This is a genomic window from Microcella sp. (assembly GCF_046296455.1).
Taxonomy (GTDB): domain Bacteria; phylum Actinomycetota; class Actinomycetes; order Actinomycetales; family Microbacteriaceae; genus Microcella.
Map to the genome: position 1 here is coordinate 1 of NZ_JBKBLF010000022.1, position 23,668 is coordinate 23,668.

Here is a 23,668-nt window from a genome sequence, read left to right on the forward strand (position 1 = left end):
CACCGACGGGCTCGGGTTCGCGCGCGCACCGGCGGCGGGCGCCGGCCCGCGCTGGGCACGACGCCTCGTGGGCAGCCGCACCGGCTGACACGGCCCGAGCCGCGTCGCAGCGCGCAGCGACTAGCCTGGACGCGTGTCGACGCTCTCAGACCTGGTGCACGAGCACGGCGATGCCGACGAGGTCGACATCGAGTGGCTGCACCTGCTGCTCGCCGAGGGGCAGCTGATCGCCGACCTCGCCTTCGCCGACATCGTGCTGTGGGTTCCCACGCGCACGGGCAGCTTCATCGCCGTCGGCCACGCGCGCCCCAGCAGCTCGGCCACCCTGTTCTACCGCGACTTCGTGGGGCAGGAGGTCAAGCCCGAGTGGCGGCGCCAGGTGACGCAAGCCGCCGAGACGGCGCAGATCGTCGACTCGTCGGCGCCCGACTGGTACGAGGAGACGCCGACGCGCGTGCGGGCTGTTCCCGTCATGCGGCGACCGGGGCGCGGCGGCAAGGGCGTGAGCGAGCATCCCATCGCCATCATCACGCGGCACACCAACCTCAGCGAAGCGCGCATGCCGAGCCGGCAAGAGCTCACCTTCAACGAGTGCGCCAACGACCTGTTCGCCATGATCGCCGCCGGCGACTTCCCCGACCTTGCAGCCCCGAGCGGTCCGCGCCGCGGCGCCCCGCGCGCGAGCGACGGCCTCATCAGGCTCGACCTCGACGGCATCGTCACCTTTGCGAGCCCCAATGGCCTGAGCGCCTTCAACCGCATGGGCTTCGCGGGCGAGCTCGAAGGGCAGTCGCTCGCGACCGTCACCACGAGCCTGCTCACCGGGCGCCCGCAGCAGGTCGACGAATCGCTGCCGCTCGTCGTCACCGGCCGCGCGCCGTGGCGCACCGACATCGAGTCGCGCGGAGTCACCGTGACGCTGCGCACGATCCCGCTGCTGCGCGACGGGCGGCGGATCGGCGCCATCATCCTCGTGCGCGACGTCACCGAGGTGCGGCACCAGGAGCGCGAGCTCATCACGAAAGACGCGACGATCCGCGAGATTCACCACCGGGTGAAGAACAACCTGCAGACGGTCGCGTCGCTGCTGCGCATCCAGGCCCGTCGATCGCACGCCGACGCGACACGGGATGCTCTGACGCAAGCCATGCGTCGCGTGGCCGCGATCGCCGTCGTGCACGACACGCTCAGCGAAGGCCTCAACCAGAACGTCGACTTCGACGTGGTGTTCTCGCGCGTGCTCATGCTCATCGCCGAGGTCGCCTCGAGCCACAACACCGTCGTGCGGCCGACCTCGACCGGCAGCTTCGGAACCCTGCCGAGCGAGTACGCCACGCCGCTCGCGCTCGCGCTCACCGAGCTCGTCACGAACGCCGTCGAGCACGGCCTCGAAGGGCGGCCCGACGGCGAGGTCGAGATCATCGCCTCACGCAGCGAGACGGCACTCTCGGTGAAGGTGCGCGACAACGGCGGCGGCATGCCCGAGGGCAAGGTGGGATCGGGCCTCGGCACGCAGATCGTGCGCACCCTCATTCAGGGCGAGCTCGGCGGCACGATCGACTGGCACACCCTCGAGGGCGAGGGCACCGAGGTGACGATCGACGTGCCGCTGCACTACCTCAAGCGCCGCTCCTGACCGAGTCGACGCCGGGCATGACAACGCCCCGGCGCTGCATCGCAGGGATGCGGCGCCGGGGCGCGAGGTCGAGCGGAGCGCTAGGAGGCGCGGCGCGCGCGAGCGGCGCGGCGCTTGAGGGCGCGGCGCTCGTCTTCGCTGAGGCCGCCCCAGACGCCCGAGTCTTGGTTCGTCTCGAGGGCGTACTGCAGGCAGGTCTCGGTCACCGAGCAGCGGCCGCAGACAGCCTTCGCCTTCTCGATCTGGTCGACCGCGGGGCCGGTGTTGCCGACCGGGAAGAACAGCTCGGGGTCAGCGGTGAGGCAGGCTGCTTTGTCGCGCCAATCCATGGGGAAGTGCTCCTTTGTGTGGGTCAGGTAGCACGCGCCGAAGGTTGACAGACGCGCTACATCGTCGGTGCTCGCACCAACGATTTCGGTGAGAGAGAAGGTTCTGGGAACGTCGCCCACCGCTCTGTAGGCGTCACATCAACCTCGTATAGGTTCCCATAGGCTGGTTGTCAAATCAATAGGTACGCATGGGATGGTTCGCATGGAAGACACCCGACGTTCGCCGTTCGTCACCCTGCTCGTCATTCTGCTCGCGGGCCAGACGGCGCTCATCGTCGGCATCACGGGCTTTCTCGTGATCGAACTGCTGCTCGCCGAAGCGCAGTTCCCTCCCACGGCGATCGCGCTCGTCGTGCTCGTGCTGCTGCTGGCCGTGTGGCTCGTCGCCATGACCGTCGGGGTGCACCGCGGTCGCGCCTGGACGCGGGGGAGCGTGCTGACCTACCAGTTTCTGCAGCTCGCGATCGGGGTCGGCAGCGTTCAGGGGTTCATTCCGCGCCCCGACATCGGCTGGTGGATCATCGCGACGGCCGTGCTCGGCCTCGTGCTGATTCTCAGCACGCCTGTGACGCGATACCTCGACGCGCGCGACTAGCGCCGTTCTCCCACAGATCTGGGGCAAAAGGGCGCACCGCGACGGCGAAAGCGCCCTTTTGCCCCAGATCTGGGAAGAAGCGGGCTAGTCGAGGCCGAGCTTCTTGCGCAGGCTCGCCACGTGGCCCGTGGCCTTGACGTTGTAGAGGGCGTGCTCGAGCGTGCCATCCTCACCGATGACGAAGGTCGAGCGGATGACCCCCATGACCGTCTTGCCGTACATCGACTTCTCGCCGTAGGTGCCGTAGGCGTTGTGCACCGTGAGCTCGGGATCGCTCAGCAGCGGGAAGGGCAGGTGCTCGTCGGCGGCGAACTTCTGCAACGCATCCGGAGCGTCTTTCGACACGCCCAGCACGACGTAGCCGGCGGCCTGCAGCGACGCCAGGTTGTCGCGGAAGTCGCACGCCTGGGTCGTGCAGCCGGGCGTGCTGGCCGCGGGGTAGAAGTAGAGCACCACCTTCTGGCCGGCGTAGTCGGCGAGCGAGACGTGCGCGCCGTCTTTGTCGGGGAGGGTGAACGCGGGGGCCGGGGCTCCGGCTTCGAGGCGGGTCGCTGCCATGGGATGCTCCTCCTGGTCGTGTCGTGTGCTCGACCTGCACAGTGTATGAACATCCGTCTCACAACGGCTGAGCGATCGCCGAGTGGAGACCGTGGTCGCGCGGGTGGTAGTGTTTCCTCTCGGCCCGCTCGACGGGCTGCGCACCTCTAGCTCAATTGGCAGAGCAACTGACTCTTAATCAGTGGGTTCCGGGTTCAAGTCCCGGGGGGTGTACGAACGGCCCCGTAGCTCTCGCCAGCGCGGGGCCTTTCGCATTCCCGGTGCCACTGGTGTTCCCGCCGGCGCGCTCAGGACCAAAGTCACGAATCCTCGCGAAGCAGGTGCGCGCGGGCGGCTGCGCCCGCAGACTGGGGCCGCGCCCGCCGGGCGCGCCACCCCTCGCGAGCGGAGCCACCACCCGTGTTCGAGCAAGACATCGCCCCCGTGTTCGGGTCGCTCGCCCTCTCGGCGATCGCCGCCGCGCTGCCCCTCGTGCTGCTGTTCGTGCTGCTGGGGGTGTTCAAGGTGCGGGCGCCGTTTGCCGCTCTCGCCGCGCTCGGGCTCTCGATCGCGCTCGCGATCATCGGCTGGAGCATGCCGCCCGTGCAGGCCCTCAGCGCGGCCGCCGCGGGCGTGTTCTACGGGCTCTTCCCCATCCTCTGGATTCTCGTCAACGCCCTCTGGGTCTACCGGTTGACGACCGTCACGCGCTGGTTCGAGGTGTTCGGCCGCACGATCCGCTCGGTGAGCGACGATCTGCGCATCCTGTCGATCCTCATCGCGTTCTGCTTCGGGGCGCTGCTCGAATCGCTCGCAGGGTTCGGTGCCCCGGTCGCCATCTCGGCGGCGATGCTGCTCGCGGCGGGCATGGCGCCGCTCAAGGCCGCGCTCGTCTCGCTGCTCGCCAACACCGCCCCGGTCGCGTTCGGGGCTCTCGCCGCCCCCGTCATCGCGCTCGCGGGCGTGACGGGCCTGCCGCTGCAGGATCTCGCCTCGATGGCGGGCCGCCAAACGCCCTTCATGGCGCTGCTCGTGCCGCTCATCCTCGTCTTCCTCGTGGATGGCCGCCGCGGCCTGAAGCAGACGTGGCCGGTCGCCCTGGTCGCGGGTGTCGTGTTCGGCCTGGCCCAGTTCATCACGTCGAACTACTTCGCCGTCGAGCTCACCGACGTTGTCGCGGCGGTCGCGACGATCGCGGCCGTGCTGCTCATGCTGAGGGTGTGGCAGCCCGCCGAGCTCGTCGGCATCTCGGGCGCGGTCTCGACCGACGCGGTGGCCGTGCCGCGCCCGCCGGCGCGCGAGGTGCTCATGTCGGTGGCGCCGTACCTCATCATCATGGCCGTCTTCTCGCTCGCGCAGGTTCCCGCCCTCAAGCAGGGCCTCGCCGCGCTCAGCCTGACGTTCGCCTGGCCGGGGCTCGATGTCGTCACGGCGGCGGGGGTGCCGGCCAGAGCGCAGCAGTTCCACCTCGACACGCTCGGGGCCACCGGCACCCTGCTGCTGATCTCGGGGCTCATCACCGCGGCGGTCTACCGCATCGTGCCCCGCACGGGCGTCGCCGCCTACGGCGCCACGCTGCACCAGTTGCGCTGGACGATCGTCACCGTCACTGCCGTGCTCGGCCTCTCGTTCGTCATGAACCTCTCGGGCCAAGCGACCTCGCTCGGCGTCGCGCTCGCCTCCGCGGGCGGATTCTTCGTCGTGCTCTCGCCCATCATCGGCTGGATCGGTGTGGCGCTCACAGGCTCAGACACCTCGTCGAACGTGCTCTTCGGCCCCATGCAGGTGGCCGCGGCCGAGCAAGTGGGGCTGCCGCCCGTGCTCATGGCGGCCGCCAACTCGTCGGCGGGCGTGCTCGGCAAGATGCTCTCGGTGCAGAACCTGGCGGTCGCGGCCGCGGCGGTCGGCTTGGTCGGCTCGGAGGGCACGCTGCTGCGCAGGCTGCTGCCGTGGAGCCTCGGGCTGCTCGCGCTCATCACCGTGCTCATCGTGCTGCAGTCGATCCCCGCCGCGCTCGGCTGGATGGTGCCCTGACCGATCGCCGGCGCGGCAGGATGGTGCCGTGAGCATCGACACCTGGCTGATCTTCTTGGTCGCCGCCATCGGCCTCTCGTTCACCCCCGGGCCGAACGGGCTGCTCGCCCTCACCCACGGGGCGATCTACGGGGTGCGCCGCACGGTCTTCACTGTGCTCGGCGGGGCGCTCGGCTTTCTCGTCGTCATCGCCGTCTCGATGTTCGGCATCGGCGCCCTGCTGCTCGTCGTTCCCGACATGCTCACGGTGCTCAAGTGGGTGGGCGGTGCTTACCTCGTCTTTCTTGGCGTGCAGGTCTGGCGGGCTCCAGCGATCGCCGTGTCGACCGGCGGCGATCGGCCGAGCGCCTCGGCATGGTCGCTGTTCCAGCAGGGCCTGCTGGCGGCGGCGACGAATCCGAAGGGCATCCTCTTCTTCGTCGCCTTCCTGCCCCAGTTCATCGACCCGCAGCGCGACCTGGGTCTGCAGTTCGTAATCATGGCGAGCACCTTCATCGTTATCGAGATCGTGTTCGAGCTCGTGGTGGCGGCGCTCTCGCAGTCGCTGCAGCCTCTGCTCGCGCGGGCGGGGCGCTGGTTCAACCGCGCCACGGGCGGGCTCTTCATCGTGATCGGGCTGCTGCTGCCCTGGCAGCTCTGACCGCGCGGGGCGGCCACGGCGGCAACGGGCGAAGCCCCGCCGCCGACTCGCGTCGACGACGGGGCTTCGGGTGCGGGATGCCCTACCGCACGTAGACCGCGCTGAACGGGCTGCGACGCCGCCGTTCGAGCTCGACGGCCGCGGCGCCCGTGAGCACGAGCAGCAGGGCGAGCCCCGTGATGCCGGCGTTCTCGGCAGGACCGGTCATGGCGAGCGCGGGCTGCGGCCCCTCGGTGGACAGGTAGAGCAGGGTGCCGTCGGAGCCGACCGTGATGTACACGACCTCGGTCAACGGACCCGAGGGGCCCTGGCCGGTGAGCGTGATCGTGTGGGCTCCCGGCGGGATGTTCTCGGGAAGCGACACGACCTGCACGAAACGGCCGTCGAGATCGGTCGTGCCCTGCGTCACGGTGACGGGCGTGGAGCGCAGCACGAGGTCGTAGGCCGACTCGGGCTCGAGCCCGCCGCCCGACACCGAGACGTCGCTACCCGGCAGGTAGTCGCCGACGCCCGCGGCGAGCGAGACCTCGACTCCGGGGCTCGAGAAGACGGCCGTCTGCACGATGTTGTCGATGTACATGTAGGCACCGGCCGCGCCGCCCCAGCTCTTGTCGTAGCTGCCCGAGACGAAGACGAACCGGTACGTGCCGGCCGACGGGATCTCGACCGATGTCGTCGTCCAGTCCTGCAGCTCGCCGGTGGCGTCGATGACCTCGGTCTGCGCGCACGTGCTCGTGTTGAGCAGGTAGCCGAAGACGTGGAAGTCGTCGCTGTCGTCGACCGCCTTCCAGTCGAGGCTGATCTGCCGACCGGCGGGCACCGTGAACGGAGCGCTGACGATCGCGGGGCCGTGGATGACGTAGCCGTCGAAGTCGCCCCCGAGGTCGCTCGAGAGCTCGAGCACCTTGCCCTCGCGGTCGACATCGGCACCGTCGACGATCGAGATCTCGTACGACTCCTCGTCAAGACCCGCGTAGGCGGGCGTGTCGCCGCGCTCGGACGGGTCGGGGATGAGGCTTTCCGCCGCGTCGAAGGCGTTCCATTGGTCGATGCTCCAATCCCACTCACCGAGGTAGCTGTAGAGGGCCTCGACCGGGCTGACCGGCTCCGGCTCGTTCTCGGGAGCCGGGTCGCTCGGCGCGGGCTCGCTGGGCGCGGGCTCAGAAGGAGCGGGGTCAGCGGGGGTCGGCTCGCTGGGCGCCGGCTCGCTGGGCGCTGGCTCAGACGGCTCCGGGTCGACCGGCGTCGTCTCCTCCGGCTGCGGTGCCGGTTCGGTCTCGGGGGCTGGCTCGGGCTCCGGGGCGGGGTCGCCCTCGCCGGGGTCGGTCACGCTCGAGAACGAGAAGTCGGGCTCGCCGACGGGCTCCATCGCCACCTCGAGCAGGTAGAAGCCGTCCCAGTCGTTCCAGACGAGGCGGTCGCCGAGGATCGTGATCGGGTCGCCGGTGAAGGCGTCGTGCACGTAGTAGTGGTCCGAGTCGAGATCGGGCACGTTCGCGTACGTGCGATCCCACACGGCTTCGGCCTCGTCGGCGTACTCGCGCAGGTTCGTGTAGTCAGAGGTATCGACCGTCGTGCAGCCCGCGATCGACGAGACGCCCAGGTCGATCGCCTGGGTGATGGCGGTCCAGCCCGTGACGCTCGTCGAGCCGATCGCGTCAGCCTCGAACCCTCCATTGGTGATGCTCGAGCTGGCCGCCTGAGCGGAGAGTGCGGGGCCGACGGCCAGGGCGGCCCCGACGGTGAGCGCGATGGCCGCGCGGGATCTCTTGTTCATGGGGTGGACTCCTCACGAGTGTTGGTGAACCGGATTCGCCGATTCACGCACAGTGTGCTCTCGCGGGATTGCGGTCGCTAGGGACCAAAGACACCCAGAACGGGGGATGACACCCTCTCATGTTCGTTTCGCGAACATGCGGGCGAGGGCCCTAGTCGTCGAGTTCGAGCGGGCCGCTCTCGCGGTTCTCCTCGATCACGGTGCCGACCGCGATCGCGACGTTGATGCCCCAGCTCACCCACATGAGCGCGAGCCGCCAGTCGCGCGGACCGGTGCGCGTCGCGTTGATGACCCCGACGGCCGAGAACGCGGCGCCGATGACGGCTCCGTTGAAGATGTACCTGCGCATGCGGCCTCCCTGGGTTCGACTCCACGCTAGCGGCTGGGGCCCGAGGGAGGGGCGGCGTGACACGGAGTCTGTGACCCTGCCCAGAGCATCCTTCGAAACTGACCGACTGGTCAGAGCGCTGGCCGATCGGTCAGTACCGTAGAGGCATGTCTCTGCATGATCAGCTTCGCGCTGTCGCGCTCGCGGAGTTCGCCGCGGCCGGGTACGCGGCGACCTCGCTGCAGCGCATCGCCGACCTGGCGGGCACCTCGAAGGCGAGCGTGCTGTACCACTTCGCCTCGAAAGAGCAGCTGCTCGCCGAGATCGTGAGCCCCGCGCTCGACGACCTCGAGCAGCTGATCCTTCCGCTCGAAGACCACGGGGGCCTGCGACGCGCCGACTTCGTCGAGCGCTTCGTCGACCTGCTGCTGCTGCACAGCCAGGTCGTGCCGCTCGTCATCAACCAGGGGGCCACCCTCGACGACGTGCCCGTCATGCACCGGGCCACCGAACTCATGCGCCGCGTCGCCGAGCTCTTTCGGCTCGCGAGCGGCTCGACCATCGAGAAGCTGCGCTTCGGCGTGGCGTTCGGCGGTGTCGCCTACACGCTGGCGGCCGCCGATCGACTGGGACTCAACGGCGAGATCCCGATCGACGAGGTGCGCTCTGCACTGATCGAGATCCTGCACGACCTGCTCGTGCCCGCCGACTCCCGCACCCCCTAAGGAGGCCATCGATGGCCACGCTGCTCTACCGGCTCGGCCGGTTCTCCTACCGTCGCGCCCGGCTCGTGATAGTCGCGTGGCTGCTCGCGTTCGCCGCGGCGATCGGCGGTGGGCTCGCGCTCGGCGGGCAGACCGACGAGACCTTCAGCATCCCCGGCACCGAGTCGCAGGTGGCGCTCGACCAGCTCGACGCGCTCTTCCCGGCCGTGTCGGGCGCGAGCGCCCAGGCCGTAGTCGTGGCCCCCGAGGGCGCGTCGGTGACGGATGCGGGCATCCGCGACGACATCGACACCCTCGAGCGCGCCCTCGTGGGCGTCGACGGCGTCGACTCGGTGCTCGGCCCCTTCGACGAGTTCGCCGACGGGCAGGTGAGCGACGACGAGACCGTGGCGATCGTGCGCGTGCAGCTCGACGGGGCCTCGTCTGACATCTCGGAGGAGACGATCGCGGCCCTCGTCGCGACGGCCGAGACGGTCGACGTGCGCGTCGAGTTCGCCGGCCAGGTCTTTCAAGACACGACGGTCGGCCTGACGATCAGCGAGGTGCTCGGCGTGCTCTTCGCCGGTGCCGTGCTCATCATCACGTTCGGCTCGCTGCGGGCGGCCTGGATGCCGCTCGCGACCGCGATCATCGGCGTCGGCATTGTCGTCGGCGCGATCCTCGGGCTCGCGGCGTTCTTGCCCGTCTCGAGCTCGGCGCCCCTGCTCGCCGTCATGATCGGCCTCGCGGTCGGCATCGACTACGCCCTCTTCATCCTGTCGCGGCACCGCGGGCAGCTCGCGCGCGGCATGCACCCGGCCGAATCGGCCGCCGTCGCGGTCGGCACCGCCGGCAGCGCCGTCGTGTTCGCGGGCGCGACCGTCATCATCGCGCTGCTCGGCCTGCTCGTCGTCGGCGTGCCCTTCCTCTCAGTCATGGGCGTGGGCGCGGCCTTCGCCGTGCTCATCGCGATCGCCGCGGCGGTCACGCTGCTGCCCGCCCTGCTCGGCGTCGCGGGCGCGAAGCTCGTGCCGCGCGAGGGCTCGCGGGCGTGGAAGCGCGCGCATCCCGACGCCTCGACCGCTCCGACGATGGGCCGCCGCTGGGTGCGCGGGGTCATGAAGCGCCCCGTGCTCACGAGCATCTCGGTCGTGGCCGTGCTCGGCGTGCTCTCGATCCCGGCCTTCTCGCTCGATCTCAACCTGCCCGACGGCGGCAGCGAGCCCGCCGGGTCGACGCAGCGCGAGGCCTACGACATCATCGCCGACGCCTTCGGGCCCGGCACCGCGGGCCCCCTGCTCGTGACGCTCGACATCACGCAGACCACCGACATCCTCGACGACCTCGAGGCCGTGCGCGCCGAGCTCGAGCAGGTCGAGGGCGTCGCGAGCGTGAGCCCCGGCATCCCCTCGCCCGGGCTCGAGACGGCGATCTTTCAGGTGGCGCCTGAGACCGCACCCGACGACCCGGCTACGAAGCTCGTCGTCGCCGAGCTGCGCGCCGCGGGCGACGCCATCGAGGCCGAGTTCGGCACGCCGCTCGCTGTCACGGGTGTGACGGCGGTCGGCATCGACATCTCGACGCGGCTCACGGCCGCGCTCGTGCCGTTCGGGCTCGTCGTCGTCGGGCTGTCGGTCGTGCTGCTCATGGCCGTGTTCCGCTCGGTGCTCGTGCCCGTCAAGGCCGCCCTGGGCTTCCTGCTCTCGGTCGGCAGCGCCATGGGCGTGACGGTCGCGGTCTTCCAGTGGGGCTGGGGCGCCGAGCTGCTGCACGCCGAGCCCGGACCGATCCTGAGCTTCATGCCGATCATCCTCATGGCCGTGCTGTTCGGGCTCGCCATGGACTACGAGGTCTTCCTCGTCTCGGGCATGCGCGAGGAGTTCGTGCGCACGGGCGAGCCGCGCCGCTCGATCGAAGACGGCTTCGCGAACGGCGCGCGCGTCGTCACGGCCGCGGCGCTCATCATGTTCTTCGTCTTTGCGGCCTTCGTGCCGGAGGGATCGGGCCTCATCAAGCCCATCGCCCTGAGCCTCGCGGTCGGCATCGCGATCGACGCCTTCGTCGTGCGCATGACGCTCGGCCCCGCGCTCATGGCGCTCTTCGGTCGCGCCGCCTGGTGGTTCCCGCGCTCGCTCGACCGCACCCTGCCCGACCTCGACGTCGAAGGCGAGAAGCTGCGCCATCACCGCGACCACCGCGCGTGGGCGGCCGAGCAGGGCGACGCCGTCATCGTGGCCGATCGCCTCGGCCTCGCCGGCACGGATGCGGAGCTCACGCTCGTGGCCGCCCCCGGTCAGCGCATCGATGTCGTCGCCGACGGCCCGCTGCGGCGGCTCGTGGGCGCGACGCTCGCGGGGTATCTGCCGCCGCGCTCGGGCCGCGCGGTCGTCGCCGATGCCGTGCTCCCCTCCGAAGCCGGACGCGCCTCGCGGCGCGTGACGCTCGTCGACGTGAGCGGCGACCGGCTCGCGCCGACCGTGACGATCGCCGCGCTCGTGAGCGAGCGCATCGCGCTCGCGGCCGGCTACCCGCGCGGCCTGCGCCGAACCCGGCGCTGGATCGCCCGCCTCGCGGCGGCGCTCACCGCGCTCGGTGTCGACCCCCTTGGCGTCGCCGACCCCGAGACCGCGGTCGCGACGCTCGACTCCCGTCGTCGCGCGCTCGTGCTCGCGGCGGTCTCGACGCTCGACGCGACCCCCGTGATCGTGCTCGACCACCGTGACGATGCGCTCTCGGCCGACGACATCGCTCTGCTCGATGCGCTCGTGCAGCGCCTCGCCCCCGCGCCTGTCGTGCGGCTGTGGGGCCGCGAGCCCGGCAGCCCGGCCGCCGCGGGAGCGGTCAGCGTGCAGCTCGATTCCGCATCCGCCCTCACCGAAAGGAGCGGCGCATGACCGCCGCCAGCCCCGACCTGACCCCGACACCGCTCGCGCACCGCGGCCGACTGCGCCGCTGGCTCACGATGGCCGCAGCCGTCGCCGTGCCCCTCGCCCTCGTCGGCATCGCGCTCGCCGCCGTCGGCAGCGAGTCGAGCGCGCTCGAGCGCATCCCCGCCGCCGTCGTCAACAACGACGAGCTGCTGACGACGACCGATGCCGACGGCGAAGAGCAGATCGTGTTCGCGGGCCGCCAGCTCGTCACCGAGCTCACGGGCGGCGACGACACGGGCTTCGACTGGCGGGTCACGAGCGCCGACGAAGCGGCCGCCGCCCTGGAGCGCGGTGAGGTATACGCGGTGCTCAGCATCCCGAGCGACTTCTCGGCCTCGCTGCTGACGATCGGCAGCCCCGACCCTGTGCAGGCGCAGCTCGAGATCGAGACCGACGACGCGCACAGCTACTTGGCCGGATCGGTGGTGCAGGCTGTCGGCAGCGGCCTCGCGCAGCAGTTCGGTGCGGCCATCACGGCGCAGTACCTCGACGGGCTCACCGCAGGGCTCGGCGAACTGGGCGCCGCGCTCGATGAGGCCGCCGACGGTGCGACGCAACTGGGCGACGGGGCGAGCGAGCTCAGTGCGGGAATCGGCGAGCTCAGTGCTGGCGCGAGCGCCTCCGCGAGCGGTGCGCGCGCCCTTTCGGCAGGTCTCGGCGAGTACACGAACGGCGTCAGCAGCCTCTCGAGCGGTCTCGGCGAGCTGCGGGCCGGAGCCCGGCAGCTCGATCCGCTGCAGCAGGCCGCGGCAGGCATCCCGTCGAGCGCGGGATCGCTCGCCGCCGACCTCGCCGCGCTGGCCCCCGCGATCGCGGCCTCGAACCTGAGCCCGGCCGACCAGCAGGCGCTGCTCGATGCCGTCACCGATGCGCAGGTGCTGGCGGGAACGGCCTCCGCCGTCATCCCGCCCCTCAACGGCGGCCTCGACGGAATCCAGTCGGGCATCGCGCAGAGCGCGAGTGGAGCGGCGGCACTCTCTGCCGGAGGGCCCGCGCTGCGCTCGGGCGCGGCCGACCTCGCCGGGGGGCTCGGCGCGCTCGCGGGCGGTACGTCTGAGATCACCTCGGGTGCCGAATCGCTCGCCTCGGGCGTCGACGAGCTCGCGACGGGGCTCTCGGCGGGGGCCGGTCAGGTGCCCGAGTCTGGTGACAGCAGTGTCGCGAGCGAGCCCGTGGTCGTGGAGTCGACGCGCGTCAACGCCGTCGACGGCGTCGGCTCGGTCATCGCCGAGACGCTCGTGCCCATCGGGCTCTGGATCGGCGCGCTTGCGACCTTCTTGGCCCTGCGCCCCGCGGCGCGCGGTGTCATCGGCACCTCGGCGGCGGGCGGCATCATCGTGCGCCGCGCGATCGGTCGCGCCTCGCTCATCGCCCTCGCGCAGGCCGCGCTCGTGACGGTGCTCGTGCATGCCGTGAGCGGCATCGACCTCGCGCTGCTGCCCGCCACCCTCGCGCTCACGAGCATCATCGCGCTCGCCTTCACGGCGCTGCACGCGGCGCTCACGCTCACCCTCGGGCGCGCCGGGCTCGTCGTCTCGCTGCTGCTGCTCGCCGTGCAGATCGTGGCGACGGGCGGCCTCATCCCCATCGCGGCGCTCGCCGACCCGTTCCCCGCGCTGAGCGCTGTGCTGCCCCTCACCTATGCGGTCGACGGCATGCAGGCGCTGTTCGCCGGGGGAGACCCCGTGCGCATTGTCGCGGCCGTCGGCGTCATGGCGCTGCTGGGCGGGGTCTCGCTGCTCGTCGCGCGCCTCGCCGCGGGGCGCGCGCGACGACGGGATGCCCTGGCGGCCTTCGCCCCGAACCTCGTGCCGGCCACCGCGTGATGGCGCGGGATGCTCGGCGCGAGCATCCCGCAGCAGACAGCAGCGCTGACAGCAGCGCTGACAGCAGCGCTGACAGCAGCGCTGACAGCAGCGCTGACAGCAGCGCGGGCCGCGAGCTCGAAGCCCGCGACCCGCGCCGGTCGTGCTAGTCGAGCATCACTCCTTGGTGAGCTCGTGCGTTCCGCCGCTCATGGCGTACTCCTCTTCAGGAGACAGCACGAGCTGCTTGCGGTAGTGCAGCCCGAAGCCGACCAGGATCAGCACGTAGACGATGATGATCGCCACGATGGCCGCCTGGAAGGCCGGGTTGATGAGCAGACCCACGAAGACCAGAGCGGCGATCGCCGCGGCGCTGTAGGCGCCGAACGTGCCCCAGGGGCTCTTGTACGGGCGGTTCGCGTCGGGGAACTTGCGACGCAGGATGAGGAACGACACCATCTGCAAGAAGTACGCCACGACGGCGCCCCAGACGGCGATGTTCAGGATGATCGCACCGGCCACCGCGCCGAGGCCCTCCGGGTCGGCCCGACCGAGCAGGTCGAGCACGACGATCGCGACGAAGCCGATGACGGCGCCGACGGTCAGCGCGACCCACGGGGTCTGGTTCTTGCCGGTGAGCGACAGGAACTTCGGGTAGTAGCCCGCCCGCGACAGCGAGTACATGTTGCGCCCGTAGGCGAACATGATGCCGTGCAGCGAGGCCAGCAGGCCGATAAGGGCGAAGATCGCCAGCAGGGCCGCGAGCTCGTCGCCGACGATGGCCCGGAAGCCGTCGAGCAGCGGTTCGAGCGAGACGCCCGTCGCTTCGGCGCCGAGCACGCCCGTGTTGAGGAAGAGCACGAGCACACCGGTGACGATGAGCGTGCCGCGCGCGATGACGCCGGCGCGGGGGATGTCTTTCTCCGGGGTGTGCGACTCCTCCGCCGCGAGCGGCAGCTCTTCGATGCCGAGGAAGAACCACATGGCGAACGGCAGGGCGAAGAGGATCGCGAGCCAGCCCTCGGGCAGGAAGGTCGTGGCGCCAGCGACGTCGGGGTTCGGCGCCATGTCCCACAGCTTGTCGAACGAGAACAGGCCCGAGGCGAGCGCCATGACCGAGAACACCAGGATGATGCCGATCGCGATGATCGACACGACGATTGCGAACCGGAACGAGATGTGCGCGCCGGCGGCGTTCAGGGCGACGAACGCGACGTACAGCACGATCCACCAGATCCACATGTTGCCCGACTCGGCGAGCGAGAAGTTCAACAGGCCGCTCGTGACGCCGTCGAGGTACTGGGCCGAGAAGAACACGACGACGGCCGTGGTCGCAACGTACTCGATCGTCTCTGCGGCTCCAGTAATGAGTCCGCCCCACGGGCCCATTGCCGAGCGGGCGAACGAGTAGGCGCCGCCGGTGTGCGGCATGGCGGCCGACATCTCGCTGATCGAGAAGGTCAGGCCGTAGTACATGACGACGAGCACGACGAAGGCAATGAGCATGCCGCCGAAGCCCGCGAAGTCAATGCCGAAGTTCCACCCCGAGAAGTCGCCGGAGATGACCGCGGCGACCGCGAGGCCCCACAGGCCCCAGACTCCGGCCGAGCGGCGCAGTCCGCGCTTCTCGAAGTACGACTGGTCGACAGCGGTGTACGAGACACCGCCGGTCGCCTTGGTTGTTTCCGCCATTCATTCCTCCTGGGGGGTGGTGGGGATGGGTCGACGCAGCGGCGATGACGCCGCACTGCGCCTTGGCAACTGAGCATGGCCCCAAAGGTGGGCGCTGTCTACCATTGGAATCGAGAATTCTGGTCGTGTTCGAACTCGGCCCGCGGGCGCTGTGGTACTAATGGTCGACACTCGAGCCAAGGGAGGCCCCATGTCTGCAGCGCCGTCGACGGTCCGCTCCGGAAACCTGACGATCGCCGAGCTCGAGGGGCTCATCGATGCGGGCGAGATCGACACCGTCATCGTCGCCTTCGCCGACATGCAGGGACGACTCGTCGGCAAGCGCGTCTCGGCGCGACTCTTTCGCGAAGAGGTCGCCGCGCACGGCGCCGAGTGCTGCAACTACCTGCTCGCGGTCGACGTCGAGATGAACACGGTCGAGGGCTATGCGCTCTCGTCGTGGCAGACCGGCTACGGCGACATGGTCATGCAGCCCGACCTCGGCACGCTGCGGCGCATCCCCTGGCTAACCGCGACCGCGCTCGTCATCGCCGACCTGCGGCGCATTGACGGCGGCCCGGTGGCCCCGAGCCCGCGCCAGATCTTGCAGCACCAGCTCGACCGGCTCGCCGAGCACGGCCTCGTGCCCTACGTCGGCACCGAGCTCGAGTTCATCGTCTTCGACGAGACCTACCGCCAGGCCTGGGCCAAGGGCTACGACAACCTCACCCCGGCGAGCGACTACAACATCGACTACGCCCTGCTTGCCTCGACGCGCATGGAGCCGCTGCTGCGCGACATTCGCAACGGCATGGACGGCGCCGGCATGTACTGCGAGGGCGTCAAGGGCGAGTGCAACCTCGGGCAGCAAGAGATCGCCTTCCGCTACGCCCACGCCCTCGCCACGTGCGACAACCACGTCATCTACAAGAACGGCGCGAAAGAGATCGCCGACGCTCACGGCAAGGCCCTCACCTTCATGGCCAAGTTCAACGAGCGCGAGGGCAACAGCTGCCACATCCACTTGAGCGTGCGGGGCACCGACGGCTCGGCCGTCATGGCGGGCGACGGCGCGCACGGCTTCTCGCGTCTGATGGAGCACTGGCTCGCCGGCCAGCTCGCCGCCATGCGCGAGCTCAGCTTGTTCTTCGCGCCCACGATCAACTCGTACAAGCGCTACGTGCCCGGCAGCTTCGCGCCCACGGGCATCGCCTGGGGGGTCGACAACCGCACGTGCGCGCTGCGCGTCGTCGGGCAGGGCCACAGCCTGCGCATCGAGAACCGCGTGCCCGGCGGCGACGTCAACCCCTACCTCGCGACGGCGGCGATCATCGCCGCGGGCCTGCACGGCATCGAGAACCAGCTCGAACTGCCCCCGATCTTCGAGGGCAACGCCTACGCCGCCGACCTGCCGCGCGTGCCCTCGACTCTGCGCGACGCGGCCGAGCTGTTCGCGGGCTCCGAGCTCGCGCGCGCCGCGTTCGGCGACGAGGTCATGGCGCACTACCTCAACATGGCGTCGGTCGAGCTGTCGGCCTTCGACGCCGCGATCACCGATTGGGAGCGCATCCGTGGCTTCGAGCGCTTCTGAGCCGACGGGGGCCGCGCCCCGGCCCGTCATCGGCCTCACCACCTACCTCGAGCAGACGAAGAGCGGGGTGTGGGATGTTCCCGCCGCGTTCCTGCCGAAGGTCTACTTCGACGCCGTCGCGCGCGGAGGCGGCCTCGCGGTGCTGATCCCGCCGCAACCGATCGACGCCGCGGGCGCCGATGCCATCCTCGACGGGCTCGACGGGCTCATCATCACGGGCGGCAAGGATGTCGACTCCCGCCGGTACGGGCAGCAGCCGCACCCGACGAACGACGAGCCCCGCCTCGACCGCGACGCGCTCGAAGACGCGCTGCTGCAGCGGGCGATCGCGCGCGACATCCCGTTCCTCGGCATCTGCCGCGGCATGCAGGTGCTCAACACGACGCTCGGCGGCACCCTCATCCAGCACCTGCCCGACGCGATCGGCTCGACGCGGTACAACGCCGGGGGCGGGGTCTTCACTCCGAACCCCGCGGTCACGGTGCCGGGCACCCGCACGGCCGCCCTGCTCGGCGACGCCGTGACCGTGCAGAGCTACCACCACCAGGCGCTCGACGAGGTCGCCCCCGGCCTGACCGTGAGCGCGCGCGGCGACGACGGCGTCATCCAGGCTGTCGACGTCGACGCCCTGACCTTCGGCGTCGCGGTGCAGTGGCACCCCGAAGAGTCGGCGGCCGAGGACGCCCGCCTCTTCGCGGCGCTCGTCGAGGCCGCCCACGAGTACCGCCAGCACCGGAAGGCCCGCGCATGAGCGAGACCACCCTTATCAACCCGGCCGACGAGACGGTCATCGGCACCGTGCGGCACACGACGCTCGAGGAGGTCGACGCGGCCGTCGCGCGCGCCGTCGTCGCCCAGCGCGCGTGGGCCGCGCTCGCCCCCGTCGACCGCGCGCGGGCACTGCGGCGCTTCGCTGCGACGGTCGACGCGCACATCGAGGAGCTCGCGCAGCTCGAGGTGCGCAACTCGGGCCACCCGATCGGCGCCGCCCGCTGGGAGGCGGGCAACGTGCGCGATGTGCTCGACTACTACAGCGGCGCCCCCGAGCGCATGATCGGGCAGCAGATCCCCGTTGCGGGCGGCCTCGACGTCACCTTCCACGAGCCGCTCGGCGTCGTCGGCGTCATCGTGCCCTGGAACTTCCCCATGCCGATCGCGGGCTGGGGCTTCGCGCCGGCGCTCGCCGCGGGCAACGCCGTGCTGCTCAAGCCCGCCGACTGGACGCCGCTCACGGCGATCCGCCTCGGCGAGCTCGCCCTCGAGTCGGGCCTGCCCGAGCACCTCTTCCAGGTGCTGCCGGGTCGTGGCTCGGTCGTCGGCGACCGCTTCGTCACGCACGAGCAGGTGCGCAAGGTCGTGTTCACGGGCTCGACCGAGGTCGGCAAGCACGTCATGGCCGGATGCGCGGCGCAGGTTAAACCTGTCACGCTCGAGCTCGGCGGCAAGAGCGCGAACATCGTCTTCGCCGACGCCGATCTCGAGGCAGCGGCATCCGGCGCCCCCGGGTCGGTCTTCGACAACGCGGGGCAGGACTGCTGCGCGCGCTCGCGCCTGCTCGTGCAGCGCAGCGTGCTCGACCGCTTTCTCGAACTGCTCGAGCCCGCCGTGCGGGGGTTCCGCGTCGGCGACCCGAACGACGAGTCGACCGAGATGGGCCCGCTCGTGTCGAAGGGGCACTTCGAGAACGTCGCGGCCTTTCTCGACGGCAGTGTGCCCGTCGCCTTCACGGGCACCGCGCCCGAGGGGGCCGGCTACTGGATGGCCCCGACCGTGCTGCTGCCCAACCGCGACGACCGCGTCGCGCGCGACGAGATCTTCGGCCCCGTCGTCTCGGTGCTGCCCTTCGACGACGAGGCCGACGCCATCGCGCTCGCGAACGACTCGATCTTCGGCCTCTCGGGCTCGATCTGGACGCGCGACCTCGGCCGCGGCATCCGCGTCGCCCGCGGCGTCGAGAGCGGCGCGCTGAGCGTCAACTCGCACTCGAGCGTGCGGTACGCGACCCCCTTCGGCGGGTTCAAGCAGAGCGGGCTCGGGCGCGAGCTGGGCCCGGATGCTCCGCTCGCCTTCACCGAGACCAAGAACGTCTTCTTCTCCCACGGCTAAGACAGGAGCCCGCATCATGACCATCACTCCCATCGACCTGACCCGGCGGCTAGCAGGCAAGGTCGCCGTCATCACGGGCGGCGCGAGCGGCATCGGCCTCGCCACCGCCCGCCGCTTCGCCGCCGAGGGCGCCACGGTCGTCATCGGCGATATGAACCCTGAGTCGGGCGAGGCCGCCGCGGCCGAGGTCGGCGGCCTGTTCGTGAAGGTCAACGTGACCGACGAGGCCGAGGTCAATCACCTGTTCGACACCGCGCAGGCCACCTACGGTTCGCTCGACATCGCCTTCAACAACGCGGGCATCTCGCCGCCCGACGACGACTCGATCGAGACCACCGAGCTGCCCGCGTGGGACAAGGTGCAAGAGGTGAACCTCAAGAGCGTCTACCTGTGCTCGCGCGCCGCGCTGCGCCACATGGTCGCCCAGCAGTCGGGCTCGATCATCAACACGGCGAGCTTCGTCGCCGTCATGGGCAGCGCGACGAGCCAGATCTCGTACACCGCGAGCAAGGGCGGCGTGCTCGCCATGACGCGCGAGCTCGGCGTGCAGTTCGCGCGCCAGGGCATCCGCGTCAACGCGCTGTGCCCCGGGCCCGTCAACACGCCCCTGCTGCAAGAGCTCTTCGCGAAAGACCCCGAGCGCGCGCAGCGCCGCCTCGTGCACATTCCGAAGGGCCGCTTCGCCGAGGCCGAAGAGCTCGCCGCGGCGGTCGCCTTCCTCGCGAGCGACGACGCCTCGTTCATCACGGCGTCGACCTTCCTCGTCGACGGCGGTATCAGCGGCGCCTACGTCACGCCGCTGTAGGGTCGCGATCATGGCGGGGGGCGGCGAGGCGGTGCAGCGGCTCGGCGAGCCTGCGCCCGACCGTCCCGGCGCGTCCGTCGTCGCCGGTGCGTCGATGGGCGAGCCGCCCGAGTCGCTCGCGCACGAGGCGCTCTCGCGCCCCGTGCGCGGGGGCAACGCCTTCGAAGAGACTCTGGCGCGCCTGCTGCAGCTCATCCGCCTGGGGCTCGTCGGCCCGGGCGAGGCCCTCGCCCCCGAGCGCGAGCTCGCCGCGCGATTCGAGGTCAGCCGTGACACCGTGCGCGAGGCGATCCGCTCGCTCGCCGAGGCCGGCTACCTCGAGTCGCGGCGCGGGCGCTATGGCGGAACCTTCGTGTGCGACCCGCTGCCCCTCGCGGGCGGCGAGCCCGCCGCCGAGACGACGGCCGACGAGCTCGACGACATCCTCACCCTGCGCGCGGTGCTCGAGGTGGGCGCCGCGCGCGCCGCGGCCGGGCGCACGCTGACGGCCCTCGAGCGCGAATCGCTGCACCAGCGCCTGAGCGAGCTCGCGGCCGCCGACCCCGCCGACTACCGACGCCTCGACTCGCGGCTGCATCTGACGATCGCCGAGCTCTCGGGCAGCCCGAGCCTCGTCTCGCTCATCGCCGAGAACCGCATGAGCGTCAACCGGCTGCTCGACCGCATCCCGCTGCTCGCCCCCAATATCGCGCACTCCGACCAGCAGCACGAGCAGATCGTGTGGGCCGTGCTCATTGGCGACGCCGATCGGGCGGCGAGCGCCATGGCCGAACACATCGAGGGCTCGCAGTCGCTGCTGCGGGCCTTTCTCAGCTAGCGCGCTGGCGCTCGGCGACGTCGCGATTCGCTGTGCGGTGTGCCGCGGCATCCACCGCGCCGTCGTGCCCGCGGTCGAGGGCGGTGTGGCGTCGCGCGAACTCGAGCGACTCGCGCAGCCAGGCGAGCCGCCGCGCGTCGTCGGAGCCGCACGCGCGCGAGTTGATCTCGGCGATGAGGGCGCCGTCGAAGCCCCGGCGCGCGAGCAGCGCGAGCACCTCGCCGACGGGCTGCGCGCCGCGCCCGGGCACGAGGTGCTCGTCGAGCACGCGCGCGCTTGGTTCGGTGCTCGAACCGTCGCACAGGTGCACGTGCCGGAGGCGGTCGCCCCACTGCCCGGCCAGGTCGAGCGCACTCACGCCCGCGAGGGCGGCGTGCGAGAAGTCGAGCGTGAGCGCCGCGACGTCGAGCGAGCCCGGGTTCCAGTGCGGCGCATAGGGGTGCCGATCGCGCCCGCGCACCCGCAGCGGAAACATGTTCTCGACCGCGATCGTCACGCCCGTCGCGGCCTGCAGCTCGCGCACGGTGCCGACGAAGCCCGCGGCCGTGCGGCGCTGCCAGCGGTACGGCGGATGCACGACGACCGTGGCGGCTCCCACCTCGCGCGCGAGGGCCAGGCTGCGCTCGAGCTTGACGCGCGGGTTGCGGCCGAACACGAAGGTGCTGAAGAACAGCACGGGGGCGTGGATGCTGAGCACGGGCATCCCGAACCGCTCGCTCAGCGCGCCGATGACGCGGGGGTCGTACGTGTCGCGGTCGCTCGTGACCATGATCTCGACGCCGTCGTAGCCGGCCTCTGCGGCCAGCCGGAAGGCGTCGTGCAGGCGCCGGGGCAGCACGCTCGTGGTTCCCATGCCGATGCGGATCACGTCGCCACTGTACGTCGGCCCGCCGCGAGGTCGGCGAAGGAGAGGGTGAACGTCGCGTGACGAGCCGTCGAACCGTGGGTCGCGGGCCGCTCGTGACGCTGGGAACGCTCTGAGACTCGGCTGATACCGTGGAGGAAGCCGGACAGCCCCGCACCGACGATTCCCCCCGGATCGCACCACCGGAGACGAGCGAGCGACATGACCGACAGCACCCACTACGACTTCGTCGTGGTTTCGAACCGACTTCCCGTCGACCGCGTGGTCGACCCCGACGGCACGGCGCGCTGGCAGCGCTCGCCTGGCGGGCTCGTGACGGCGCTCGAACCCGTCATGCGCGCCTCGCAGGGCGCCTGGGTCGGCTGGGCCGGCCAGCCCGACCTGGAGCTCGAGCCCTTCGTGTCGGACGACGCGATGCTCGTGCCCGTGCCGTTGAGCCCGCTCGAGATCGAGTACTACTACGAGGGCTTCAGCAACGACACGCTCTGGCCGCTGTACCACGACGTCATCGCGCCGCCCAGCTTTCACCGCGAGTGGTGGGAGGCGTACGTCGAGGTCAACCAGCGCTTCGCTGACGCGAGCGCGCGCGTCGCGGCCCCCGGCGCCACGGTGTGGGTGCAGGACTATCAGCTGCAGCTCGTACCGCGCATGCTGCGCGAGCAGCGTCCCGACCTGACGATCGGCTTCTTCAACCACATCCCCTTCCCGCCCTACGGCATCTATGCGCAGCTGCCGTGGCGCAAGCAGGTCATCGAGGGCCTGCTCGGGGCCGACGTCATCGGGTTTCAGCGCGTCGCCGACGCCGGCAACTTCTCGCGCGCCGTGCGGCGCCTCTTCGGCTACGCCACGCGCACGCCCGAGATCCGCGTTCCCGACGGGCTCGGGGGTCATCGCTCGGTCATCGCGAAGGCCTTCCCGATCTCGATCGACGTCGAGAGCTTCGAAGAGATCGCCCGCCGGCCCGAGGTGCAAGACCGCGCGCGGCAGATTCGCGCCGACCTCGGCAACCCCTCGACGATCATGCTCGGCGTCGACCGCCTCGACTACACGAAGGGCATCCGGCACCGCCTCAAGGCCTTCGGCGAGATGCTGCGCGACGGCACCCTCTCGGTGGGGGATGCGGTGCTCGTGCAGGTGGCGAGCCCGAGTCGCGAGCGCGTCGCCGCTTACATGCAGCTGCGCGACGAGATCGAGCTGACGGTCGGGCGCCTCAACGGCACATACGCCACGATCAGCCACAGCGCTGTCGCCTACCTGCACCACGGCTACCCGCGCGACGAGATGGTGGCGCTCTACCTCGCCGCCGACGTCATGCTCGTGACGGCGCTGCGCGACGGCATGAACCTCGTGGCGAAAGAGTACGTGGCGTGCCGCCTCGACGAAGACGGCGTGCTCGTGCTGAGCGAGTTCGCGGGGGCTGCTGACGAGCTCAAGAACGCGCTGCTCGTGAACCCGCACGACATCGACGGCCTGAAAGAGGCGATGGTCGCGGCCGTGCGCATGCCGCAGCGCGAGCGCACGACCCGCATGCGCGCGCTACGCCGCCGCGTGCGCGACAACGACGTGGCCCGCTGGTCGAACACGTTCCTCGACACGCTGCGGCACGCCAACCACCACTCGGACGCCCGGTGACCCGCGAACCATCGCCCGACGCGGGGAGCGCCGCGGACTCCGCCGTCGACTCCGCGCTGCACACCGCGCTCGACCCTGCCTTGCTCGCCGCGCTCGATGCCTTCGCCGCGCGCGAGCGCGTGCTCGTGGCGCTCGACTTCGACGGCACCCTCGCCCCCGAGGTCGACGACCCCGAGTCGGCGCGCGCGCTGCCCGCCGCGCACGAGGCGCTGCTGCGCCTGCGGGCACGACCCGGCACGACCGTCGCCCTCGTCTCGGGCCGCGCCCTCGAGAGTCTCGCCGCGGTCGGCGCGCTGCCCGACGATGCGCCGCTCGTCGGCTCGCACGGCCTCGAAGTGCGCTTCGCAGCGGGGGATGCCCCTCCCGCCATCGACGACACCGATCGTGCCCGCGTGGTCGCCCTGCGCTCGCGGCTCGAGCCGATCGTGGTGGCGACCGAGGGGGCCTGGATCGAGCACAAGCCCGCGGGCTTCGCGGTGCACTTGCGCCTCGTCGAGCCCGCGCTCGCATCCCGGCTCGCGGCGGCCGTGCGCTCGACGGCGTGCGAGGTCGACCCGGGGCTGACCGTGCGCGACGGCAAGAACGTCGTCGAGTTCTCGGTGCGCGACGCCACGAAGGGCGACGGGCTGCGTGCCCTCCGCGAGCGGTTCGCCCCCGACGCCGTGCTGTTCGCGGGCGACGACGTGACCGATGAAGACGCCCTCGCGGTGCTGGGGCCCGACGACGTCGGCATCAAGGTGGGCGCTGCCGCCACGGTCGCCCCGCATCGCGTCGACGGCCCCGCGGCGATGGCGCTCGTGCTGCAGCACCTGGCGACTCGGCGGTCCGCTTGCTGAGAGTCGAGCGCGACAGCGCTCGGTAGACTG

General features: G+C 71.0%; 20 protein-coding genes and 1 tRNA gene. 15 read left to right on the forward strand and 6 right to left on the reverse strand.

All coding sequences use genetic code 11. The features are described 5' to 3' along the window. Nucleotides 1-133 precede the first annotated feature (133 nt). Nucleotides 134-1,636 carry a sensor histidine kinase gene (locus ACK4HH_RS10775; protein ID WP_409651596.1) on the forward strand — a complete coding sequence of 501 codons (1,503 nt, stop codon included), beginning with the start codon at nt 134-136 and terminating at the stop codon, nt 1,634-1,636. A gap of 80 nt (nt 1,637-1,716) precedes the next feature. Here ACK4HH_RS10775 and ACK4HH_RS10780 read toward each other — a convergent pair whose 3' ends face one another. Continuing rightward, nucleotides 1,717-1,965 (reverse strand): WhiB family transcriptional regulator, encoded by a 249-nt coding sequence (locus ACK4HH_RS10780; RefSeq protein ID WP_047562402.1) that lies wholly within the window; start codon nt 1,963-1,965, stop codon nt 1,717-1,719. A gap of 202 nt (nt 1,966-2,167) precedes the next feature. On the opposite strand from ACK4HH_RS10780, the gene ACK4HH_RS10785 reads away from it, so the two are divergent. Then, entirely contained in the window at nt 2,168-2,560 is a 393-nt protein-coding gene (locus ACK4HH_RS10785; protein ID WP_409651599.1) for a hypothetical protein, read from the forward strand. 84 nt (nt 2,561-2,644) lie between these two features. Here the strand turns inward: ACK4HH_RS10785 and bcp are convergent, their stop codons facing one another. Then, entirely contained in the window at nt 2,645-3,118 is a 474-nt protein-coding gene (gene bcp / locus ACK4HH_RS10790) for a thioredoxin-dependent thiol peroxidase (protein WP_409651602.1), read from the reverse strand. Between the two features lie 140 nt (nt 3,119-3,258). Between bcp and ACK4HH_RS10795 the strand changes: the two genes are divergently transcribed. The 3 genes from ACK4HH_RS10795 to ACK4HH_RS10805 all read left to right on the forward strand — a co-directional run bounded on the left by ACK4HH_RS10795 (nt 3,259) and on the right by ACK4HH_RS10805 (nt 5,771). Further along, nucleotides 3,259-3,331 (forward strand) — tRNA-Lys (locus tag ACK4HH_RS10795). Between the two features lie 186 nt (nt 3,332-3,517). Further along, nucleotides 3,518-5,131 carry an L-lactate permease gene (locus ACK4HH_RS10800; RefSeq protein WP_409651604.1) on the forward strand — a complete coding sequence of 538 codons (1,614 nt, stop codon included), beginning with the start codon at nt 3,518-3,520 and terminating at the stop codon, nt 5,129-5,131. 28 nt (nt 5,132-5,159) lie between these two features. Continuing rightward, nucleotides 5,160-5,771, forward strand: a complete 612-nt coding sequence (locus ACK4HH_RS10805) for a LysE family translocator (protein ID WP_409651607.1) — start codon at nt 5,160-5,162, stop codon at nt 5,769-5,771. 82 nt (nt 5,772-5,853) lie between these two features. Here the strand turns inward: ACK4HH_RS10805 and ACK4HH_RS10810 are convergent, their stop codons facing one another. Beyond that, on the reverse strand, nt 5,854-7,548 hold the full coding sequence (locus tag ACK4HH_RS10810; RefSeq protein ID WP_409651609.1) for a hypothetical protein: 1,695 nt from the start codon (nt 7,546-7,548) through the stop codon (nt 5,854-5,856). A 151-nt stretch (nt 7,549-7,699) separates the two neighbouring features. Next, nucleotides 7,700-7,897, reverse strand: coding sequence for a hypothetical protein (locus ACK4HH_RS10815; RefSeq protein WP_409651612.1), 198 nt, complete (start codon nt 7,895-7,897; stop codon nt 7,700-7,702). Nucleotides 7,898-8,043: 146 nt separating this feature from the next. Between ACK4HH_RS10815 and ACK4HH_RS10820 the strand changes: the two genes are divergently transcribed. The 3 genes from ACK4HH_RS10820 to ACK4HH_RS10830 are packed head-to-tail and all read left to right on the forward strand — an operon-like array spanning nt 8,044 to nt 13,336. Further along, nucleotides 8,044-8,601, forward strand: a complete 558-nt coding sequence (locus ACK4HH_RS10820; protein WP_409651615.1) for a TetR/AcrR family transcriptional regulator — start codon at nt 8,044-8,046, stop codon at nt 8,599-8,601. 11 nt (nt 8,602-8,612) lie between these two features. Further along, the gene (locus tag ACK4HH_RS10825) at nt 8,613-11,474 is read left to right on the forward strand and encodes an MMPL family transporter (protein WP_409651618.1); all 2,862 of its coding nucleotides are present in this window, start codon (nt 8,613-8,615) and stop codon (nt 11,472-11,474) included. Beyond that, a complete protein-coding gene (locus ACK4HH_RS10830; RefSeq protein ID WP_409651621.1) occupies nt 11,471-13,336 on the forward strand; it encodes a YhgE/Pip family protein in 1,866 nt (621 codons plus the stop codon). Before ACK4HH_RS10825 ends, ACK4HH_RS10830 begins: the two co-directional genes overlap by 4 nt. 156 nt (nt 13,337-13,492) lie before the next feature. Here the strand turns inward: ACK4HH_RS10830 and ACK4HH_RS10835 are convergent, their stop codons facing one another. Next, on the reverse strand, nt 13,493-15,007 hold the full coding sequence (locus ACK4HH_RS10835; protein WP_409651623.1) for an amino acid permease: 1,515 nt from the start codon (nt 15,005-15,007) through the stop codon (nt 13,493-13,495). 190 nt (nt 15,008-15,197) lie between these two features. Here ACK4HH_RS10835 and ACK4HH_RS10840 point away from each other — a divergent pair, with 190 nt between their 5' ends. From ACK4HH_RS10840 to ACK4HH_RS10860, 5 genes are all read left to right on the forward strand, one after another. After that, nucleotides 15,198-16,577 carry a glutamine synthetase family protein gene (locus ACK4HH_RS10840; RefSeq protein WP_409651626.1) on the forward strand — a complete coding sequence of 460 codons (1,380 nt, stop codon included), beginning with the start codon at nt 15,198-15,200 and terminating at the stop codon, nt 16,575-16,577. Then, complete coding sequence (locus ACK4HH_RS10845) at nt 16,558-17,328, forward strand: gamma-glutamyl-gamma-aminobutyrate hydrolase family protein (protein ID WP_409651628.1); 771 nt, start codon at nt 16,558-16,560, stop codon at nt 17,326-17,328. Before ACK4HH_RS10840 ends, ACK4HH_RS10845 begins: the two co-directional genes overlap by 20 nt. Beyond that, nucleotides 17,325-18,683, forward strand: coding sequence for an aldehyde dehydrogenase family protein (locus tag ACK4HH_RS10850; RefSeq protein ID WP_409651630.1), 1,359 nt, complete (start codon nt 17,325-17,327; stop codon nt 18,681-18,683). Before ACK4HH_RS10845 ends, ACK4HH_RS10850 begins: the two co-directional genes overlap by 4 nt. Before the next feature lie 16 nt (nt 18,684-18,699). Then, on the forward strand, nt 18,700-19,488 hold the full coding sequence (locus tag ACK4HH_RS10855; protein ID WP_409651633.1) for a 3-oxoacyl-ACP reductase: 789 nt from the start codon (nt 18,700-18,702) through the stop codon (nt 19,486-19,488). A gap of 94 nt (nt 19,489-19,582) precedes the next feature. Continuing rightward, nucleotides 19,583-20,305: a FadR/GntR family transcriptional regulator gene (locus tag ACK4HH_RS10860; protein WP_409651669.1), complete on the forward strand. Its 723-nt coding sequence runs from the start codon at nt 19,583-19,585 to the stop codon at nt 20,303-20,305. On the opposite strand, the gene ACK4HH_RS10865 is transcribed toward ACK4HH_RS10860, so the two are convergent. Next, nucleotides 20,298-21,173 (reverse strand): sugar phosphate isomerase/epimerase family protein, encoded by an 876-nt coding sequence (locus ACK4HH_RS10865; RefSeq protein ID WP_409651635.1) that lies wholly within the window; start codon nt 21,171-21,173, stop codon nt 20,298-20,300. The two genes, ACK4HH_RS10860 and ACK4HH_RS10865, sit on opposite strands and share 8 nt — an antisense overlap. Nucleotides 21,174-21,371: 198 nt before the next feature. Here ACK4HH_RS10865 and otsA point away from each other — a divergent pair, with 198 nt between their 5' ends. Together otsA and otsB are read left to right on the forward strand one after the other, a co-directional pair. Beyond that, nucleotides 21,372-22,802, forward strand: a complete 1,431-nt coding sequence (gene otsA, locus ACK4HH_RS10870; RefSeq protein WP_409651637.1) for an alpha,alpha-trehalose-phosphate synthase (UDP-forming) — start codon at nt 21,372-21,374, stop codon at nt 22,800-22,802. Next, nucleotides 22,799-23,638: a trehalose-phosphatase gene (otsB, locus tag ACK4HH_RS10875; protein WP_409651640.1), complete on the forward strand. Its 840-nt coding sequence runs from the start codon at nt 22,799-22,801 to the stop codon at nt 23,636-23,638. The genes otsA and otsB overlap by 4 nt, the downstream gene beginning before the upstream one ends. The last annotated feature ends 30 nt before the right edge of the window (nt 23,639-23,668 follow it).

Bases quoted from the DNA above. Each gene is read 5' to 3' on its own strand.
- ACK4HH_RS10780 (WP_047562402.1), bottom strand. From the start codon at position 1,965: ATGGATTGGCGCGACAAAGCAGCCTGCCTCACCGCTGACCCCGAGCTG.
- ACK4HH_RS10785 (WP_409651599.1), top strand. From the start codon at position 2,168: ATGGAAGACACCCGACGTTCGCCGTTCGTCACCCTGCTCGTCATTCTG.
- bcp (WP_409651602.1), bottom strand. From the start codon at position 3,118: ATGGCAGCGACCCGCCTCGAAGCCGGAGCCCCGGCCCCCGCGTTCACC.
- ACK4HH_RS10810 (WP_409651609.1), bottom strand. From the start codon at position 7,548: ATGAACAAGAGATCCCGCGCGGCCATCGCGCTCACCGTCGGGGCCGCC.
- ACK4HH_RS10815 (WP_409651612.1), bottom strand. From the start codon at position 7,897: ATGCGCAGGTACATCTTCAACGGAGCCGTCATCGGCGCCGCGTTCTCG.
- ACK4HH_RS10820 (WP_409651615.1), top strand. From the start codon at position 8,044: ATGTCTCTGCATGATCAGCTTCGCGCTGTCGCGCTCGCGGAGTTCGCC.
- ACK4HH_RS10825 (WP_409651618.1), top strand. From the start codon at position 8,613: ATGGCCACGCTGCTCTACCGGCTCGGCCGGTTCTCCTACCGTCGCGCC.
- ACK4HH_RS10830 (WP_409651621.1), top strand. From the start codon at position 11,471: ATGACCGCCGCCAGCCCCGACCTGACCCCGACACCGCTCGCGCACCGC.
- ACK4HH_RS10835 (WP_409651623.1), bottom strand. From the start codon at position 15,007: ATGGCGGAAACAACCAAGGCGACCGGCGGTGTCTCGTACACCGCTGTC.
- ACK4HH_RS10840 (WP_409651626.1), top strand. From the start codon at position 15,198: ATGTCTGCAGCGCCGTCGACGGTCCGCTCCGGAAACCTGACGATCGCC.
- ACK4HH_RS10850 (WP_409651630.1), top strand. From the start codon at position 17,325: ATGAGCGAGACCACCCTTATCAACCCGGCCGACGAGACGGTCATCGGC.
- ACK4HH_RS10855 (WP_409651633.1), top strand. From the start codon at position 18,700: ATGACCATCACTCCCATCGACCTGACCCGGCGGCTAGCAGGCAAGGTC.
- ACK4HH_RS10860 (WP_409651669.1), top strand. From the start codon at position 19,583: ATGGGCGAGCCGCCCGAGTCGCTCGCGCACGAGGCGCTCTCGCGCCCC.
- otsA (WP_409651637.1), top strand. From the start codon at position 21,372: ATGACCGACAGCACCCACTACGACTTCGTCGTGGTTTCGAACCGACTT.